Origin of the sequence: Aneurinibacillus migulanus (genome assembly GCF_001274715.1) — a bacterium.
Classification (GTDB): Bacteria; Bacillota; Bacilli; order Aneurinibacillales; family Aneurinibacillaceae; genus Aneurinibacillus; species Aneurinibacillus migulanus.
On record NZ_LGUG01000004.1, the window covers coordinates 1,183,635 to 1,202,250 of the forward strand.

The following is an 18,616-nucleotide window of genomic DNA, read 5'->3' on the forward strand; positions in this document are numbered from 1 at the left end:
TAAACGAGTTCAGTACATTTGTCCCGGTCCAACGAGCAGTAGTATCCCCACTTCACATGTACTATGTGAGGGATAACTGTCTCTAAGACCCTGATAAGTGCAACCAACCATCAGTAGGGAGGTGAAGAAACCTCCGCTCATAGAAGTTTTACTTTATATAAAAATTATAGGTAATCTATCGGAAAACTACAAGTGAAGGGGAGAGCTGCATTGAAAAATTGGTTGCAGGGAAAGAAGAAATGGATTAGTAGTAGTATATGTCTTCTTATTCTCGGTAGTAGTGTTTATTTTTATAACATACAACAAAAATCCGAGGAACAAGTACTTGCCTTCGCTGAGGCCGAACCTGCCGTACAGACTTCCAAAACAACGATTGATGAGACTCCGGAACAAAAGTCGGACAATGCTCCGCCTGAAACTTCTCTCTCTATCGTTGTAGATGTAAAAGGTGCCGTCGCGAAACCCGGCGTCTATGCCTTGCCTGTGGACGCACGCGTTTACCAGGCGATCGGTATGGCTGGAGGGCTGCTACCAGAAGCAGATGTGAGGCAGGTCAATGGTGCACAGCCACTTCAAGACGGTACTATGTTATATGTTCCGCTAAAAGGAGAGATGCCAGCTTCCGCGGCGACGGGCAACACGGCAAGTGCCCGTGCCCAAGAGGAAGATAAAATAAATCTCAATACGGCAACTTCGGAGCAGCTGCAGACGATTCCCGGCATTGGGCCTGGAAAGGCAGATGCGATTCTTCAGCATAGAGAAGAGCATGGGCCGTTTAAAACGGTCGATGAACTTACAAATGTATCTGGTATCGGTGCAAAGACAGTAGAAAAAATGAGAAGTAAACTTTTTGTGCAATAAAAATTTTCCGATTAAGTTGACAGGTCGGAATAGTAAGGCTATAATTACAAACAAGAACGAAACAAGCAAGATGCAATCTTATAAGCAATCTCTTATCAAGAGCGGCGGAGGGACTGGCCCGATGAAGCCCGGCAACCGGCAGAAATGCAAGGTGCTAAATCCAGCAAAGCAGTGTGCTTTGGAAGATGAGAGCGATGGTACATACCTACGTAGCCAACCCTCTTCTTCCAGGAAGAGGGTTTTTCTTATTGGTTGACAGCGCTCAAAATTATTTTAATAGTACAGGTAGTTATCTGCCTGTAAATTAACGACTACGAGGAGGAAGATTAACGATGGCAGAAGAACGTAATTTCAAATTTGAGACCGTATGCTTGCATGGAGGACAGGAAGTGGACCCTACTACATTATCGCGTGCAGTTCCACTTTACCAGACAAGCTCGTATGTATTTAAAGATACTGATCACGCAGCGAACTTGTTCGCTTTAAAAGAATTTGGCAATATTTATACCCGTATCATGAATCCTACGCAAGATACATTCGAGAAACGAATTGCAGAGCTAGAGGGCGGCGTCGGTGCGCTGGCAGTTGCATCTGGACAGGCAGCAATTACTTTCTCCATTCTTAATATCGCTCATGCAGGAGATGAAGTGGTCGCATCGAGCAATCTGTATGGTGGAACGTATAACCTGTTCGCGCATACACTTCCAAAACTCGGTTTGACGGTAAAATTCGTCGATCCAGATGATTTGGACGAAGTGCGTGCCGCTATTACGGATAAAACTAAAGCACTCTACACTGAAACCATTGGTAACCCACGTGCGGACGTAGTAGACCTAGAAGCCCTGGCAGCTATCGCACATGAAAACGGCATTCCGCTTATTGTAGACAATACATTCGCGACCCCGTATCTCTGCCGTCCGATCGAGTTCGGCGCTGATATTGTCGTACACTCTGCTACAAAGTTCATCGGCGGTCACGGTACTTCTATCGGTGGTGTGATTATTGATTCTGGTAATTTCGATTGGGCTAACGGCAAATTCCCAGGATTGACAGAGCCGGATCCGAGCTATCATGGTGTTGTATATACCGAGGCGGTAGGGAACCTAGCATATATCATTAAGGCGCGCGTACAGTTGCTGCGCGATCTAGGCGCGGCTGTATCGCCGTTTAACTCCTGGTTGTTCCTACAAGGTTTAGAAACGCTTCATCTTCGCATCGAGCGCCATGTGGAAAATGCGACGAAAGTAGCCCAATATCTCGAAAATCATGAACTAGTATCCTGGGTTAATTATCCAGGTCTGGAAAGCAACCCGTATTACGAGCGTGCACAAAAATACCTGCCGAAAGGTGCAGGTTCTATCTTCACCTTTGGCATTAAAGGCGGCCTGGAAGAGGGTAAGAAATTCATCAATAGCTTGAATCTTCTTTCTCATCTGGCTAATGTCGGTGATGCCAAGACGCTTGTGATTCATCCAGCCAGCACAACGCACCAACAGCTGACAGAAGAGCAACAAGTTAGCGCCGGCGTTTCTCCAGATATGATTCGTCTGTCCATTGGCATTGAATCTGTGGACGACATTATTGCCGACCTTGAGCAGGCGCTTAAAGCAAGCCAGTTGGCAACAGTAAAATAACACATACGATGTTTAGTTCTTGCAAGGGGCGGGGGAGCATTTCCTCCCCCTTTTTTTATGGATAGAAAGTAGGTGTCGCTGTAAAAGAAGAAAGATGAGCGAGGGCGCCCATGATTTTTTCTTATAAAAATGTACGTGCTACATTTTGCGATAATTCTGCCTGATCGTTTATTATATAAATGATTAACACCCTTGATAAATAACGTTTAATATTTTGACATATGTTTGGTGGTGCGAGGTAGGAAAGGTGAAGAAAGAAGGAGCCCAGGGTTTAAGCTTTAGAAGGTCTCCTTTTTTCTTGCTTCCCACCACAAAAGCATATCCATTCACTAAGATTCAGATGTATATAGAAAAGAGGGAGATGGATGGACACACGAAAGTCATGGGACGAATATTTCATGGATCTGGCTTATATGGCGGCCACACGCGCTACATGTCCGCGTAGACACGTCGGTGCCGTGTTGACCAGGAACAGGAAAGTACTAGGTACAGCGTATAACGGAAGTCCGAGCGGCGTCGATTCTTGTCTGGATGTCGGGTGCATGTTGCACAACTATTACGAAACAGATGAGAACGGTGTAATCCAGGAAAAGCAGAAATGTATTCGTACGATTCATGCCGAGCAGAATTTATTGTTGTTTACTGATCAAGAAGACCGGCAGGGGGCAACGATTTATGTTACCGACCAACCGTGCTGGACATGTGCTAATCTGATCGCGAACAGTGGGATTGCGGAAGTGGTTTATCACAGAGCATATGCCAAAGACTACGAGAAGGTTGCACGGCTATTTATACAGAAGGACATCGAATTTCGACAGATGAGGGAATATACACCACCGACGGGTGTTAAGGTGGAGTTTGTAGATTAAGAGAAAATTTTTTTATAAAATACACAAAAATATGGTATGGATGTTAAGTAAGGGGGTAAAGATGTAGCAAGAGGATATATTCTTTCGAACTACGAACGAGGTGATTTCAATGCAACCGAATGTCGCAACGATCCGTGGTGTATGTGATAACTTTCAAGCTCCGCAGGAAAGAACAGACGATGTGTACCGCATTGTGGAAGAAGCGAAGACGCGCCCCGAAATCACGGTAGAAGAGAAAAAGACAATGCAGGGTACACTGCTGCTTGGCTTCTATACCGAACACGGCGTTTTCCGCTTGGTCGTACAAGCGGGTCTGCCGATTAAAGGTCGGCTCTATATAAATGGGATTACTGAAGAAGAAATGGCAACTAATCCTCTCATCCGTTTGTTTTACGGTTCTGTATATTTAATGGGAGCAAGCGGGATGCTTCGCCTCTATGAAGAAGGAATAAGCAAGGATATTCACTTCCGTGAAGGCCGCATCTATGAGAACAACGGGTTGGGGGAGGAGAAAGAGCTAGCCAATATTCTGGTAGACCAATATATTGACCAGCAAATTGTCGAAGGTCGCATTAACTTCCTGTTGGAGAAGTTGAACGATTGTATGGTGCAGAAGGAAGAACCGAATACGCATATGATTAAGCAGGAATTGTCCGAGTTGACGGGACAGTGGAATGAACTGCAGAATTTTTAAAAGGAAAGAGGAATACGCTCTTTCCTTTTTTTTACATTTAAATTATCTTTTGTGATAGAATAAAATAAAAAAAGAGATACATGATGCAAGGGAGAAAGGAAGGGAATGAGGATGGAAATAGTGCTTCCCAGATTGAATCGGTTGGTTCCTTCATTGGAATCAACGTTTCATAAATTGGTGGAGGAGCAGGGGGAATTAAGCGAAGCCATACTGTGCTGGATAGATGAGCAAGGAACACCACGGGCACGTGAAGCGCTTGAGAATGTGGCTGGTGAACTGCTGGATGTAGCACAGACCTGTATCTCCATGACTTTCGTACTGGAAGATTTAGCACCGGATGTACGATTGGAAGAAATGATTGATGACCATCTAGCTAAGCTATTACGTAAAGGATATTTGCAGAGTGTAGCTGGAGATATTTATATTAATGTAAATAAAGACGGATTTCGGGAAATGAGCTTGCCTCGATTGGTTATTCCGGGCGTTACAATGGACAGCACAGTACTGAACATTTCGGTAGCGATCGGACGATTTGCTCAGTGGATCGGCAAGTTTCGTGGTGCAAGTGGCGAGGCGAGGGTATATACGGATGAACAAATTCTCAAAGGGTGCGGTTTGAACTTGCTACATATCGCTCAATGCTGTTTTACGATGCTATACATACTGGAAGAAACATTTTTAATGGATATTGACGCGCTTATGCGCATGCACGTAGATAAATTGAAAAGGCGCGGGTACGTGGGATAATGATGAGGCAGCGGACGCTTTTGGTTTATAGTTTGTACATGCTGGGCGGACTTATTTGCGCTTCTCAGTTTGTTCATAGCGTCCGCGCAGGCCTTGGCCTGCTTTTGCTGACAACGGTGCTTGGAATTTTTCCGCTCTATCTTCGGAAAGAAGTGTTTCCCCGCTCGCTAGTTTTGATAGGTTTGGTTTTTTTGTATGTAGGATTTATATATTATATATGGACAGATCAACGCAACATAAGTTTGTTGCCAGAAGCGGCGAATGTGACGTTTACTGGCCGTATTGAGAGCGCTGTAATTTTTGATGGAAATCAATGTAAGTTTATCCTGCGCCTTGATAGATTGGACAGCAAGGAATTGCTACGACCGGAACAGGTTCAAACCACGCTGTATTTCCGGGATAAAGCCTCACGTAACGAAGCGGAAAAAGTGCTTGGATACGGCACAGAACTTACAGGTCCCATAGAATTGACGATACCGGCTTCTCCTACTAATCCGGAATCATTTGACTATCCCGCCTATCTTCATTGGCAACGAATTCACCGTCTTGGCAAGATTATGGATATGCGCAGCCTCTCCTATCAGGAAGCTAAGCTGAACTTTACCGGAACGATGATGTCTTCGCAACGGTGGCTGGCGGATCGTGCATTTACTCTGTTTACGCCAGAGACGGCCGGGTTGCTTGCCGGTATGCTTCTGGGAGCGGTGGATGATATCGACCCGGATGTATATGGAACATTTTCTTCATTGGGCCTTACGCATATTATTGCGATCTCTGGACAGCATATTACGTTGCTAAGTGCAGGGTTGCTTTATGTATTACGCTTATGCGGTGTAACAAAGCGGAGAGCCTATATAATGACTGCATTATTTTTACCTTTGTATGTAATCATGAGCGGCTCGAGCGCTTCGGCTGTTCGTGCTCTTGTTATGGGCGAATTCGTTTTGCTTGCATTGCTTGTAGGCAGACTTAAAGACGGATGGAATTTGCTAGGTGCTGCATTTTTGCTTATGATAGGATACGATCCGTATTATATTCATAATGTCGGATTTCAACTATCGTATCTTGTTACTTTTGGTTTGCTAGTATTTGTACCGCCCATTATGAATAAATATACCTTCGTACCGCTAGCTATAAGGAGTCTGAGCGCGATTACGATTGCGGCGACATTGGTATCATTCCCGCTAACAATCTACTATTTTCACATATATTCTTTTCTATCACCGCTGATCAATTTTTTATTTGTTCCTTTTGTTAGTATATTGGTTGCGCCACTGGCAGTTGTTTCTATCATTTTGGGGAGCGTACATCCGGCTCTTGGATTCTTGACGTCCAAAGTGGTAGATATTCTCTTGCTTCCTGCACTGCGGTTGCTGCGCATCATAGAGCAGGATTACTCGCTGCGATTCGCTTTCGAATCGCCTTCGCTATGGTGGATGGTGGGTTATTTATGCTGGCTTATCTTTCTTACTGCATGGTTGTATGATAGAATAACCTTTAATTGGAAAACAAAAATATGCCTTGTCCTTTTTCCAGTACTTCTATTTGGCATGCTCTTTTTTTCATGGCCGAAAAAAGAAGTGGTGGTTACTTTTTTGGATGTGGGTCAGGGGGATGCTATCGTAATTGAAACACCCGGTCGCACCGTGTTGATTGACGGCGGAGGTCCTCCACTTCGTTTTGGAGAACAACTGTGGGAGAAGCGACGCGAACCATTTAATCCGGTCAAGTCGACTGTGGTCCCTTTTCTGCATGCAAAAGGAATTTCTTCGCTAGATTTGGTTGTTATGACTCATGGTGATAGTGATCATATTGGTGGTATTTCCTATCTGCTGGAACATATGCCTGTCCGGCAGGTGTTGGTTAATGGACTTGCGGCTCGTACCGAAATTGAAAAAAAAGTGAATGAATTGCTTCACTATAAACGTATTCCTATAATGGAAGCCAAACAGGGTCAAGTGTGGAATGAAGAACCAGGCATCGTCTGGCGAGTTCTCAATCCTGTCCGTACGTTTTCACCAGAAGGAGAAGATAATGCATATTCTGTTGTATTATGGCTTGAAGCATACGGCTCAACGTTTCTTTTTACCGGTGATTTGGAACAGGAAGGAGAAATGCGACTGCTGCATGAGAAAGCTGTCGGACCAGTGGATGTGCTTAAAGTTGGCCATCACGGGAGCAGAACTTCAACATCTAAGCCTTGGGTGGAAGCTCTTTCGCCAAGGCTGTCTGTCATCTCGGCCGGAAAGAAAAATCGGTACGGACATCCGCATCGCGAAGTAATAGAAAGGTTGACGACGAATGGAAGCGTCATTCTTCGCACCGATAGATGCGGCGCAGCGGTCGTACGTGTGCGTGAAGGCGCGCTTACATACAAAACAATAGAATCCACTATTGGATGCAGATAAAGTGAGGCTTCACACAGTGAGGGTTTTCTTCATGCTCCACTGCATGCTATATAAATTACACTTGATATTTTGACAGGGTAGCGTGGTTGGAAGTAGGTGATTCAGAAAAAGAAGAGGGTGGATGCGCCCTGCGCTCCAGCAGAAGAAAGGCAAACGTATCTTTTTCCAACCTCTGATTTTTTCACTCTTTTCTTACCTCTCACCACAAGAATTTGTCGATTTATTAAATCAGATGTATATAGTTGAACATATCAGACATTTAAGGGAAGCTTATTCTTCACCTAAACTTCCTCGATTTGTCCAAGCCTTGAGGTGGGAATATTACTACCCGTTGAGGCGGAATAAATTTTTTAGACATTCGTGCAACATTTCGTGCAACATTTAGTATATACCTTACGTCTGAGGTATTGAGAGGGGAGGCACGGGCGTGGTTGATGCAGAGTTAGTACGCTCCGCCCAGAACGGAGATCGGGAAGCTCTTGTACGATTATTGAAAGCGATAGAGCATTCCGTCTACCGCACCGCTTTTTACGTATTAGGGAACGAGCAAGACGCGCTGGACGCTTCTCAAGAGGCGTTAATTCGAATTTATACAAAAATCGATACCTACCAGGAGAAAGCGAAATTTTCAACCTGGGTGCAGCGTATCGTGACCAATGTGTGCATAGATAAATTTCGCAAAAAGAAAGAAACCGTATCGATTGATCAGCACGAGCTTACCCTGTATGATGTACAAAACGTAGAACAGGAAGTGGAAAGGGCGGGAATGGCAGAAGAAGTCAGAAGAGCGATCAAGCGGCTTCCAGAGCACCAGCGTACGGTTATTACGTTGCGCTACCTACAAGATTTATCGTACGGAGAAATTGCGGAAGTTATGAATATGCCATTGAATACCGTAAAATCATACCTCTATAGGGCCCGGCAACAACTTCAGGAATTACTACATGAATATCAGAAAGGTGGTGTGTAGAGTGAGTTGCGAAGAAGCTTACGAGTGGATACAGCGTGATCTGGACGACGAGCTTACTGATGCTGAAAAAGAAAAGCTAATGTTGCATTTGGCGGCATGCCGGGATTGTTCGTCATTATATGACCGCTTGAACTCTCTCTCTACGCATCTGGCGCAGCTTCCTATGGTGGAACCGCCATATAGCATTGTAGAATCCATCTTGCCGGAACTTGATCGGATTGATAGCGAGCGCAGCATTTCGCCTGTTGCGAAGGAGCAGGCCGCAGCGATGGAATCACCGCGGCGCCTTTCGCGCAGGGCAATCTGGTATCGCTATATCGGCGGAGCTACGGCGGCTGGTTTGTTGATATCGGCTGTTGCTTTTACGCTTAATTATAAGAATACCGACATTCAGGAGACGGCGCTTTCGACTTCTGAAATCGCCCGTGTGGAGGATGCCATCGGAACAAAAGCGAAAACGATGGCCGCTGCAGGCGATGAGGAACAGGTTGAGCTTCGCCGAAAACAGCAGATGGAGCAGGAGGGACAGCCTGCCGAGACACAGCCGCCTGCCGACGGGAAAGCTGAGGGAGAACAGTCTTCTGATAATAGCTCCACTGGCCCAGATACGGCGGGAAGCGCAGGCGCTCCTGTAGAGCGGCCACAAGGAGCTTCCAAAGCACCGGAAGTGCATCCTGAGCAACGGTCGGCAAGTGAACCGAAGCCAAAGTCGGAAGAGCCGAAGCAGGAATCAACGAATAAATCTTCTGTTCAGCCGAATGATGAATCCGGGACAGCCAAGCCCAAGCCGGATGAGCCAATTACAAATAGTTCAGGTCCCGAGGTAGCGATTGCACAGGTTCCGGATTCATCCGGAGACAGCAAGGCGTCAGCTGAGGAAGAAGAACCTCCTGCTGATAAGGAAAAAGCCGGTTCGAACGGATTGGTAGCTTTTGTTCAGGAAGAGGGAAAACAGCCGAAAAAGCCGGCAAAACAAGGCCTAGCTGCGTCAGAGCAAAGCGATGCAAATAAGTCAACGAAACAGGAGTATTTTGTGAGCAAGACGAATAATGCTCTGTTGGTCCGCAACGCAGATGGGGGCATTGAATTTGTCACCCATACATGGAACGAGATGTATAATGTATCGTACCGTTGGATTGCGGAGAAGAAGATTGTGTATAAGCTTGAATACATTGGCCGAAAAGGCGAGGACGGCGCTACTGCTTCACAGCCGCAGGAATGGCTGATTGATCTCGAAAAAAATATTGAGCGTCCACTTTATAATAAATAAGCACCCTTTCTTTTCCCGTGCGTATGATGTAGTAAAGGCAACGGTGCTTATCGCTCGGTCTCCGGGAAAAGGGCCCACCTGGACCTTGAGCGTTTACATATACGCACAGCCTTCCACAGGCCATGGCACACCTTGCCATGGTTTTTTTGTTTTGTATAGTATCAAGGGTGTTGATTATCCAGTACCACCTAGAGTGGATAGTCACTACATCGTGCCCCAAACGGGCGTCGGTCCGCCTGAAGTGATACAAAGCGGCCGTTTGGCTTCGTTGTGGAAAAAGGACGGGAGGCAATGCCCGCGAGTTTTTTATATAATATGTAGGGAGAATTGAGGTGACATAGATGGAAATACGGCAAATTGTACGGGATATTAAACAGGGGAAAATCGCTCCTGTGTACGTATTTTATGGTACTGAGCAATACATAGTAGATGAAACCGTTCGGTTAATCGAAGAACGTGTACTAGATGAGGCAAGCCGGGATTTCAATTATAGTGTGTATGACTTACGTGAGACTCCTGTCCAGACGGTATTGCAGGATGCGGAAACTTTTCCTTTTATGGGAGAGAAACGCGTTGTCCGCGCGTCGCACGCGCTATTTCTGACAGGAAGTAAGCTTCCTGCGGGTGCGCCTGAGCATGATATGGATGTGCTGAGTACGTATGTAGGGAACCCGCCGGACTATTCGGTGCTTATTCTAGAAGTGGCACAGGACAAGCTTGATGAACGGAAAAAAGTAGTCAAAGCGCTCAAAAAAGATAGTGTTATGGTTGAATGCGCCCCGCTAAAAGAAGCGGCGCTCGCTGACTGGGTAGTTCGTCAGGCGAAACGTTACCGTGTTGGCATGGATGCTGCAGCAGCGGAGCTGTTAATCGCAATGAGCGGGGCACATTTGCGCCAGTTGGATAAGGAAATTGAGAAGATGGCGGTCTATGTAGGAGAAGGCGAAGAGATTACTGAGCATATTGTGGAGACGCTGGCGACACGGGAGCTGGAGCATGATATATTTCGATTAATCGATAAAATTGCCCGTCTGCAGATTGAAGAAGCGATGCGGATGTATTACGATCTCCAACGACTTAATACCGGGAGCAGTGAAACGAGAGGAGAAGGGGAGCCGTTAAAGATTCTCACGTTGCTTGCGCGGCAGTTTCGAATTCTGCTTCAGATTAAAACGTTACAGCCGCGTGGGTACTCTCAACAGCAGATGGCTTCATTGCTCGGTATTCATCCGTATGTTGCAAAGCTGGCGAGCGAGCAGGCGCACGCATTCAGCGAACAGGCTCTTAAGCGAATTATTCACAGGCTTGCGGAGGAGGACATCCGAATTAAGACAGGACAGGTTGATAAAGTACTGGCTCTTGAGCTTTTTATTCTAGGGTTAAAAGATATCATGCATAAATCATAGGACAAAAGAAAAAGCGACCGTGTTACAGGTCGCTTTTTCTTAATATGAATGCATTCATATATGCTTAAGCGGACAGGCCGTTAACCTTCTTCGCCAAACGAGACTTCTTGCGGGAAGCTGCGTTTTTGTGGATCAGACCTTTGGTTACTGCTTTGTCCAAATGCTTGCTGGCAGCTTGCAGTGCAGTCTTAGCTGCTTCTACATTACCTGCTGCTACAGCAACCTCTACTCCTTTGATCGCAGTGCGTAGAGTAGATTTTTGAGCGGCACGGTGTGCGCGGCGCTTTTCAATCGTTTTTGTACGCTTGATCGCGGATTTAATATTTGGCATGAGATTCACCTCCTTGGTGCATCCGGTAATACTACTGTTATAAAGTCAACAAGAGAAATTGTATCATGTGCTACCAGGGTTTGCAAGAAAGTTTTTCTTCGTATAAATAAAGAAGGAACAGGAGAGTATGAAAACGAGGTGATATGCATGGACAAACGGCTTGACTTAAGCGTATATGCTGTACGGACGGACCTGGCGCTTGAAGCACGCGAGATGGCGACACAGAAACACATGCAGGAGCTTGCTGGCGTTCGTTTCCATAGTGAAGAAGAAGCGGGAATTACTGTATCAAAGATGGTCATCGAAACGATGGAGGGTGCGGAACAAATTGGCAAAATGCCGGGACGTTACGTTACTTTGGAAGTGCCGGGCCTGCGTTCGCAAGACTCAGAACTGCAGGATCGGGTGGCAACCCGCTTCGCCCAGGAGTTTCATGCATTTCTTGAAGCAATCGGTCTAAAAGAAAAAGACAGCGTACTTATTGTCGGTCTAGGCAACTGGAACGTTACGCCTGATGCGGTCGGTCCTATGGTAGTAGAGAACGTGCTGGTGACTCGTCATCTGTTTGAACTTATGCCTGACCAAGTGGAAGACGGGTACCGACCGGTTAGTGCCGTTTCTCCCGGTGTGCTTGGTATTACCGGCATTGAGACGAGCGAAATCGTCTACGGAATTATTGAGAAAACACGTCCTGATTTTATTATTGCGGTTGATGCACTTGCTTCACGTGCGTTAGAGCGTGTAAATACGACCATTCAAATATCTGATACAGGCATTAGTCCGGGCTCTGGTGTTGGCAATAAACGAAAGCCGTTGACAAAGGAAACACTTGGTATCCCGGTCATTGCTGTGGGTGTACCTACAGTTGTCGATGCGACAACGATTGTCCATGACACGATTTCTTATATGCTTGCTCATCTGGGCCGTCAGCTTAATGAGGCTAAAAATCCAAAGCCTGCAAGCCGTCTGACACCTGGTGGATTTTCTCTTCCTGGTAAAGTAAAGCGATACACGGATGAGGATATGCCGAATGAAGCGGAACAGAAAGCGATTCTTGGCATGATAGGCGAGTTGGAGGAAACAGAGAAGCGCCAGCTCATTCATGAGGTATTGGCTCCGCTTGGTCATAATCTTATCGTTACGCCGAAGGAAGTTGATGACTACGTTGAAGATATTGCAAATATTATCGCTAGTGGCCTGAACGCGGCTCTTCACCATTCTATTGATATGAATAACGTATCTGCGTATACACATTAAAGTTATAAGAAAACAAGTTGAATGCAGTGTCTGTTCAATGAAGCAAGAAAAAGAGCCATCACCATTTCCCTAAGAAAAAAATGATGATGGTTCTTTTTCTTGCTTCTCTTTTTCCGTAATTTGCGTTCTATGTATCATATCGGATTCATAGATTAATAGAAAGCATGGCGAAGACGATGGACAACCATCCGAGCAACGGGAAAGGAGAATACAGCATGTCGAGAAAAAATCGCAATTTTGTTGTTAATTTATATGGGGCAGGCGTACAAAAGAGTTTCGTCCTCCTTTCGCTGAGCACGGCGGTTATTTTTGTATTAATGGGAATTCTGTTCGCTTCGCAGGCAGGTAAGGGATTATCCTCACAGCAGGTGGGCAAGATGACAGTAGCAATGTCCAGCGGTGTCCTGCTTCGTACTATGGGCTATGAAATACCATATTTTACAGCCGCGCAAAAGACTGAAGAGAATATTAATATATCTTCTCTGGCGTTTCGCCTGATTACCAGCATTAATCCGAAAGATCCCCGCAGCTTTCTCGGTAATGAATTACCGGGGTTTAGCTTGTTCGATACAGAAGTACTTGTGTCAGGCAAAGACCTCGCACTAAGCGAGTTGCCCTTCGAATCATCCCCGCCGCCGGAAGCGTTGAAGAAGGACGCGGAGACAGCAACAGACGCCCAGGCGAAAGCTCAGGCAGAGAAGCCGATGGAGCAGGAAGTGCTGTCTACGAACGGTAGAAAAGTTTTTTTCATTTATAACACCCATAACCGGGAATCGTGGGTACATGCCGTTCCAGAAGCGCGCGCTAAGAACAATCCAGATCTGGCGATGGATTCAAAGAAAAACATTACGCTTGTGAGTCGGCGCCTGGCGCAATCCCTTGAGAAGAACGGCATTGGTTCATCGGTTGGCACCACCGATTTCACAGGCCGACTTATTAACCGGGGCGCACCGTATGCGCTATCGTACGCTGAATCGTTAAAAGCGGTCAAGGCAGTGATGGCCCAAAACCGGGATTTGGACTATTTCATCGATATTCACCGTGACTCGCTCCGACGTAAATCTACTACGGTTACCCTGGACGGAAAATCATACGCGCAAATCCATTTCGTCGTCGGAATGCGCAACAAAAATTGGGAGAAAAATCAGCAGTTTGCGCTCAAAGTGCACAATGTAGTCGAAAAGAAATACCCAGGTTTGTCTAAAGGTATATTCGGCAAAAAAGGTGGGAATGGTGAATATAACCAATCCGTTTCACCGAACGCCATCCTGGTTGAAGTAGGAGGCGTCGATAATACGCTGGAGGAATGCTACCGCACGGCTGATGTGCTGGCGGAAGCAATAGCTGAAGTGTATTGGGAAGCGGAGAAAGCGAATGCGAAGACACAGCCGAAACGATCGTAAGCGGGAGGGAACACGGTGAAGCTGGCCGCCAAATTCTTTTTGCTTGTCGGAGTCTTATTTGTAGGTATTCTGTGCGGCATTAATCTGGCGGAAAAAGGCATCCAGCGCATTGAAGGAGCCTCGGATCAGCCAGTGAAAGGATTTTATATTAAGAAGGTAGAGAGCGGGCGTTTTGAAGTAGAAGTGCTGGGCAAACAGGTCGTAACGGAAAATACATTGTCTGCTGCACGAACGTCAAGCGAGAATTGGATTAGTCATACAGGGAACAGTGTACGAAATTGGGTAGTTACTGCTACGCGTAATATGATGGAATGGGTTATGGATAAGCTATAAATAAAAAAGAAATCGCTGATGCGGTTTCTTTTTTATTTTGTCGTACGCTTCTTGCATAACATATCGAGAGGAAAGAGCGGATCGGACTAGAATTATATAGAACAATACAAAAGAGGAGGAAACAGACATGAGTATATATTTGGAGCGATTGAACAGAGTGCGCGAGGAACTGCAAAGCCTGGGGGCAGAAGCTGCCCTCATTACTTCTCCATTATCAGTGGCGTATCTGACCGGATTTATGTGTGATCCGCATGAACGTTTTCTTGGTCTTTTGCTTCAGGATAATAAAGCGGTACTATTCTTGCCTTCACTGGAGAAGGAAAAAGCGGAATCAGAGCTGGGCAGCACGGATACACTGATTCAGGAGATTGTAGGTATACAGGATACAGATAATCCGTACACCAAGGTGAAACAGAACAGCAGGGCTGCTGTCCGGTGTATAGCAGTAGAAAAAGAATATATAAAGCTAAGCCAGGCGGAGCAATTAAGCTCGGTGTTTGAGAATTCCACTCTTGTGAATGTGGGTGGCTTTATTTCGAAACTACGCAACCGAAAATCAGCTGATGAAATTTTGAAAATCAAAGCCGCGGCAGAGTTGGTGGAGGAGGTGTTGGCAGAAGGATTGAAAAAGGTTAAAGCAGATATAACAGAAATAGAGTTAGTAGCCGAACTTGAGTACATAATGAAGAAGAAAGGAGCAGATGCACCTGCATTTGACACGATGGTGCTTGCGGGAGCTAATTCCGCACTTCCACACGGTGTTCCGGGAAAGACACAGGTGAAGCAAGGGGAATTTCTGCTGTTTGATCTCGGTGTGTTTAAGGATGGATACTGTTCAGATATTACCCGTACATTCGTGATAGGCGAACCTTCGACAAAGCTGGAGCATATGTACGATACAGTGCTCGCGGCGGAAGAGGCGGCCATTCGTGCTGTACAAATCGGGCGCCCGCTGGCCGAAGTAGACCGTGCAGCGCGTGATATAATTGAGGGTGCAGGCTATGGACAGTATTTCACTCATCGCATTGGTCACGGGCTTGGCATGGAGGTGCACGAATATCCTTCTGTTCATGGAGCCAATGAAGAGGTGATGGAGGCTGGTGCTGTATTTACGATTGAGCCGGGCATTTATGTACCGGGTGTAGGCGGCGTCCGGATCGAGGATGATATACATGTTACTGACTACGGGGCTGAGGTTCTGACTTCATTTCCGAAGACTTTAACACGTCTCGATATTTAAATTGCCGTTCGTACCAGCGCCTGATATAATAATCTTTAGTGCATTTTTTCCTCGTGGGAGGTATTGTATGGATCGCAGACAAAGACAGGAGAAAATCAGAAACTTCTCCATCATCGCTCACATTGACCACGGTAAATCGACGCTGGCTGACCGGATTCTCGAATTTACCGGCGCGTTGACCGAACGAGAGCGGGAAAATCAGTTCCTAGACCAAATGGATTTGGAAAGGGAACGCGGCATTACGATTAAGCTGAATGCCGTTCAGCTGAAATATAAAGCGAAAGACGGTGAAGAGTACATTCTTCATCTGATTGATACACCAGGACACGTCGACTTTACGTACGAAGTATCCCGCAGCTTAGCCGCCTGTGAAGGCGCTCTGCTCGTCGTGGATGCGGCGCAAGGAATTGAAGCTCAGACGCTGGCCAATGTGTATCTGGCGCTGGATAATGACCTGGAAATTCTGCCGGTGATTAATAAAATCGATCTGCCAAGCGCAGAACCGGAGCGCGTCAAGCAGGAAGTTGAAGATGTAATCGGTCTCGATACAAGCGACGCAGTGCTCGCTTCGGCTAAAGCTGGTATCGGAATCGAAGAGATTCTGGAGCAAGTAGTGTCAAAGGTGCCCGCTCCAACCGGTGACCCAGATGCACCGCTGAAGGCGCTCATCTTCGACTCTTTATATGATGCGTACCGTGGCGTCATCGCTTATGTGCGTATAGTGGACGGCACTGTGAAAAAAGGCTCGAAAATTAAAATGATGGCAACCGGCAGTGTATTCGAAGTTACTGAAGTTGGTACACACGCCCCGTTTCCGAAACAAGTAGACGAACTAACGGTGGGCGATGTAGGCTTTATCGCTGCAAGTATCAAAACAGTTCGCGACACAAGGGTTGGGGATACGATTACTTTGGCTGAAAATCCGGCAAGCGAACCGCTACCGGGCTATCGTAAAGTAAATCCGATGGTATTCAGCGGTATGTATCCGGTGGATAGTGCGGATTACAACGATCTGCGCGAAGCGCTGGAGAAATTGCAGCTGAACGACGCATCGCTGCAGTTTGAGCCGGAGACGTCGCAGGCGCTCGGCTTTGGTTTCCGTTGCGGCTTTTTAGGTATGCTGCATATGGAGATTATTCAGGAGCGTATCGAACGTGAATTCGACATTCCGCTAATCACGACGGCCCCGAGTGTTATCTATCATGTAACAAAAACGGATGGCGAAGAAATTTCTATTGAGAATCCGTCGAACATGCCAGAACAGCAAAAAATAGATTTCATTGAAGAGCCGTACGTGAAGTCCTCGATTATGGTGCCGAAAGATTTTGTCGGCGCAATCATGGACTTATGTCAGCGTAAGCGCGGCGATTTCATTGATATGCAGTACATTGACGAGACGCGCGTGCAGATTGTGTATGAGATGCCACTGGCTGAGATTGTTTTTGAGTTCTTTGATCAGTTGAAGTCAAGCACGAAAGGATATGCGTCGTTTGACTATGAACTGGTTGGCTATAAAAAATCCAAACTGGTAAAAATGGATATTATGCTGAACGGTGAAGTGGTGGATGCCTTGTCCTTTATCGTACACCGGGATACTGCTTACCAGCGCGGACGCGTACTATGCGAGAAGTTAAAGGATTTGATTCCGCGACAAATGTTTGAGGTGCCGATACAGGCGGCCATCGGTCATAAGATTATTGCGCGTGAAACAATTAAGGCGATGCGCAAAAATGTACTTGCCAAGTGCTACGGCGGTGATATTTCCCGTAAGCGAAAGCTGCTCGAGAAGCAGAAGGAAGGGAAAAAGCGCATGAAATCCGTAGGAAGCGTAGAAGTACCGCAGGAAGCATTTATGGCAGTACTGAAAATGGACGAATAATTTATTGCGAACGAAACGATGAGGAGCGGGGGGTAAAAGTTTTTTTACTTCCGCTCTTTTTTTGACGGATAAGAAGGTATATGTCGCTGCGGAGGCGTCCGCGAGTTTTTCTTACTAACTATAGGTTGTTGAGAGGTGATACGGTATGACGAAGGCCGTGTATATCCACATTCCGTTTTGCACGAATAAATGCTACTATTGTGATTTTAATTCGTATGTAACGAAGAATCCGCAATTGGTGTGGGATTACCTGGATGCTTTAAATAAAGAAATGGAAGAAACGGTGCGAAGGTTCCCACCGGGAGAGATTAAAACGATTTTTGTTGGGGGAGGAACGCCAACGTTTCTCGATCCGAAACAGATGGCGCATTTCCTTGAGACGGTACGTCGGCACTTCCCGCAGTGGAGCGCAGATATAGAATTTACGATGGAGGCTAACCCTGGAACGACCGATATAGAGAAGTTGTCGATTATGAGAGAGGGCGGCGTGAACAGGATTAGCTTTGGGGTACAATCATTTGATGATCGTTTGCTGAAGCGAATCGGGCGAATCCATGATAGTGAACAAGTATTACGCAGCCTGGAAAATGCGAAGAGAACAGGCTTTGATAATATTTCGATCGACTTGATTTTCGGTCTGCCTGACCAGACGGTTGCACATTTTCAAGATACACTGGACAAGGCGTTTGGACTTGACTTGCCTCATTTTTCTTCCTACAGTCTGAAAGTGGAAGAGAATACGCTGTTTCATACATTATACGAAAAAGACCAGCTTCCTCTGCCGACAGAGGATGAAGAAGTCCTCATGTATGAACGATTAATGGAGCAGATGGCGAAGCGCGGGTACCGTCAATATGAAATCAGCAACTTCGCCAGGCCCGGCTTTGAGAGCCGTCATAATATGACATATTGGCGTAATGAGTATTATTATGGCATCGGGGCGGGGGCACACGGCTATGTGAATGGAGAGAGACATGTTAATGCCAGTCCGCTCGCGCAGTATATGCAGCTTACAGTCGAGAAGGGACTGCCGCGAGTTGAACAGTTTACTGTGAGCGGTTCTGAACAGATGGAAGACCATATGATTATGGGACTAAGAATGATGGAAGGCGTATCCGCAAGCGATTTTCAGCATCGATACGGCATAACGCTTCAAGAGCAATTCAGTCCAGTTATCGATGAGCTTACTGCGCTTGGTCTGCTTATGTGGAGCGGGGATCGCTTGCATCTTACCCGTCGTGGCATTCCATTAGGGAACGAGGTTTTCGCAAGATTCTTAGGGCTAGTTGACAAAGTTTGATCTCCTTTGGTATT

16 protein-coding genes and 1 riboswitch are annotated in these 18,616 nt (G+C 46.3%); of the genes, 15 read left to right on the forward strand and 1 reads right to left on the reverse strand.

What is annotated here, in order from left to right; translation table 11 throughout:
- Positions 1 to 210: 210 nt before the first annotated feature.
- The 9 genes from AF333_RS07575 to holA all read left to right on the forward strand — a co-directional run bounded on the left by AF333_RS07575 (position 211) and on the right by holA (position 10,859).
- Entirely contained in the window at positions 211 to 861 is a 651-nt protein-coding gene (locus AF333_RS07575; protein WP_052811998.1) for a helix-hairpin-helix domain-containing protein, read from the forward strand.
- An 89-nt stretch (positions 862 to 950) separates the two neighbouring features.
- Positions 951 to 1,053: riboswitch (SAM riboswitch) on the forward strand.
- Positions 1,054 to 1,193: 140 nt separating this feature from the next.
- Entirely contained in the window at positions 1,194 to 2,495 is a 1,302-nt protein-coding gene (locus AF333_RS07585) for a homocysteine synthase (RefSeq protein WP_043065554.1), read from the forward strand.
- 365 nt (positions 2,496 to 2,860) lie between these two features.
- A complete protein-coding gene (locus tag AF333_RS07590) occupies positions 2,861 to 3,364 on the forward strand; it encodes a deoxycytidylate deaminase (protein WP_043065555.1) in 504 nt (167 codons plus the stop codon).
- A gap of 100 nt (positions 3,365 to 3,464) precedes the next feature.
- Positions 3,465 to 4,058 (forward strand): hypothetical protein, encoded by a 594-nt coding sequence (locus tag AF333_RS07595; RefSeq protein ID WP_235496213.1) that lies wholly within the window; start codon positions 3,465 to 3,467, stop codon positions 4,056 to 4,058.
- A gap of 111 nt (positions 4,059 to 4,169) precedes the next feature.
- The gene (locus AF333_RS34315; RefSeq protein ID WP_052520509.1) at positions 4,170 to 4,805 is read left to right on the forward strand and encodes a MazG-like family protein; all 636 of its coding nucleotides are present in this window, start codon (positions 4,170 to 4,172) and stop codon (positions 4,803 to 4,805) included.
- A 2-nt stretch (positions 4,806 to 4,807) separates the two neighbouring features.
- Positions 4,808 to 7,213 carry a DNA internalization-related competence protein ComEC/Rec2 gene (locus AF333_RS07605; RefSeq protein ID WP_043065558.1) on the forward strand — a complete coding sequence of 802 codons (2,406 nt, stop codon included), beginning with the start codon at positions 4,808 to 4,810 and terminating at the stop codon, positions 7,211 to 7,213.
- Positions 7,214 to 7,640: 427 nt separating this feature from the next.
- Positions 7,641 to 8,183 carry an RNA polymerase sigma factor gene (locus AF333_RS07610; protein ID WP_043065559.1) on the forward strand — a complete coding sequence of 181 codons (543 nt, stop codon included), beginning with the start codon at positions 7,641 to 7,643 and terminating at the stop codon, positions 8,181 to 8,183.
- 1 nt (position 8,184) lies between these two features.
- Positions 8,185 to 9,453 carry a zf-HC2 domain-containing protein gene (locus AF333_RS07615; RefSeq protein WP_043065560.1) on the forward strand — a complete coding sequence of 423 codons (1,269 nt, stop codon included), beginning with the start codon at positions 8,185 to 8,187 and terminating at the stop codon, positions 9,451 to 9,453.
- Between the two features lie 341 nt (positions 9,454 to 9,794).
- Positions 9,795 to 10,859, forward strand: a complete 1,065-nt coding sequence (gene holA / locus AF333_RS07620; RefSeq protein ID WP_043065561.1) for a DNA polymerase III subunit delta — start codon at positions 9,795 to 9,797, stop codon at positions 10,857 to 10,859.
- Positions 10,860 to 10,923: 64 nt separating this feature from the next.
- Here the strand turns inward: holA and rpsT are convergent, their stop codons facing one another.
- Entirely contained in the window at positions 10,924 to 11,190 is a 267-nt protein-coding gene (gene rpsT / locus AF333_RS07625) for a 30S ribosomal protein S20 (RefSeq protein ID WP_021623039.1), read from the reverse strand.
- Between the two features lie 147 nt (positions 11,191 to 11,337).
- Here rpsT and gpr point away from each other — a divergent pair, with 147 nt between their 5' ends.
- The 6 genes from gpr to hemW all read left to right on the forward strand — a co-directional run bounded on the left by gpr (position 11,338) and on the right by hemW (position 18,602).
- Positions 11,338 to 12,447, forward strand: coding sequence for a GPR endopeptidase (gene gpr / locus AF333_RS07630; protein WP_043065562.1), 1,110 nt, complete (start codon positions 11,338 to 11,340; stop codon positions 12,445 to 12,447).
- A 215-nt stretch (positions 12,448 to 12,662) separates the two neighbouring features.
- Positions 12,663 to 13,850: a stage II sporulation protein P gene (gene spoIIP / locus AF333_RS07635; RefSeq protein WP_043065563.1), complete on the forward strand. Its 1,188-nt coding sequence runs from the start codon at positions 12,663 to 12,665 to the stop codon at positions 13,848 to 13,850.
- A gap of 15 nt (positions 13,851 to 13,865) precedes the next feature.
- On the forward strand, positions 13,866 to 14,183 hold the full coding sequence (locus AF333_RS07640) for a DUF3679 domain-containing protein (protein ID WP_052520510.1): 318 nt from the start codon (positions 13,866 to 13,868) through the stop codon (positions 14,181 to 14,183).
- Between the two features lie 127 nt (positions 14,184 to 14,310).
- Positions 14,311 to 15,423 (forward strand): M24 family metallopeptidase, encoded by a 1,113-nt coding sequence (locus tag AF333_RS07645; RefSeq protein ID WP_043065564.1) that lies wholly within the window; start codon positions 14,311 to 14,313, stop codon positions 15,421 to 15,423.
- 67 nt (positions 15,424 to 15,490) lie between these two features.
- Positions 15,491 to 17,302 carry a translation elongation factor 4 gene (gene lepA, locus AF333_RS07650; RefSeq protein ID WP_043065565.1) on the forward strand — a complete coding sequence of 604 codons (1,812 nt, stop codon included), beginning with the start codon at positions 15,491 to 15,493 and terminating at the stop codon, positions 17,300 to 17,302.
- A gap of 145 nt (positions 17,303 to 17,447) precedes the next feature.
- Complete coding sequence (gene hemW / locus AF333_RS07655; RefSeq protein WP_043065566.1) at positions 17,448 to 18,602, forward strand: radical SAM family heme chaperone HemW; 1,155 nt, start codon at positions 17,448 to 17,450, stop codon at positions 18,600 to 18,602.
- Positions 18,603 to 18,616 lie beyond the last annotated feature (14 nt).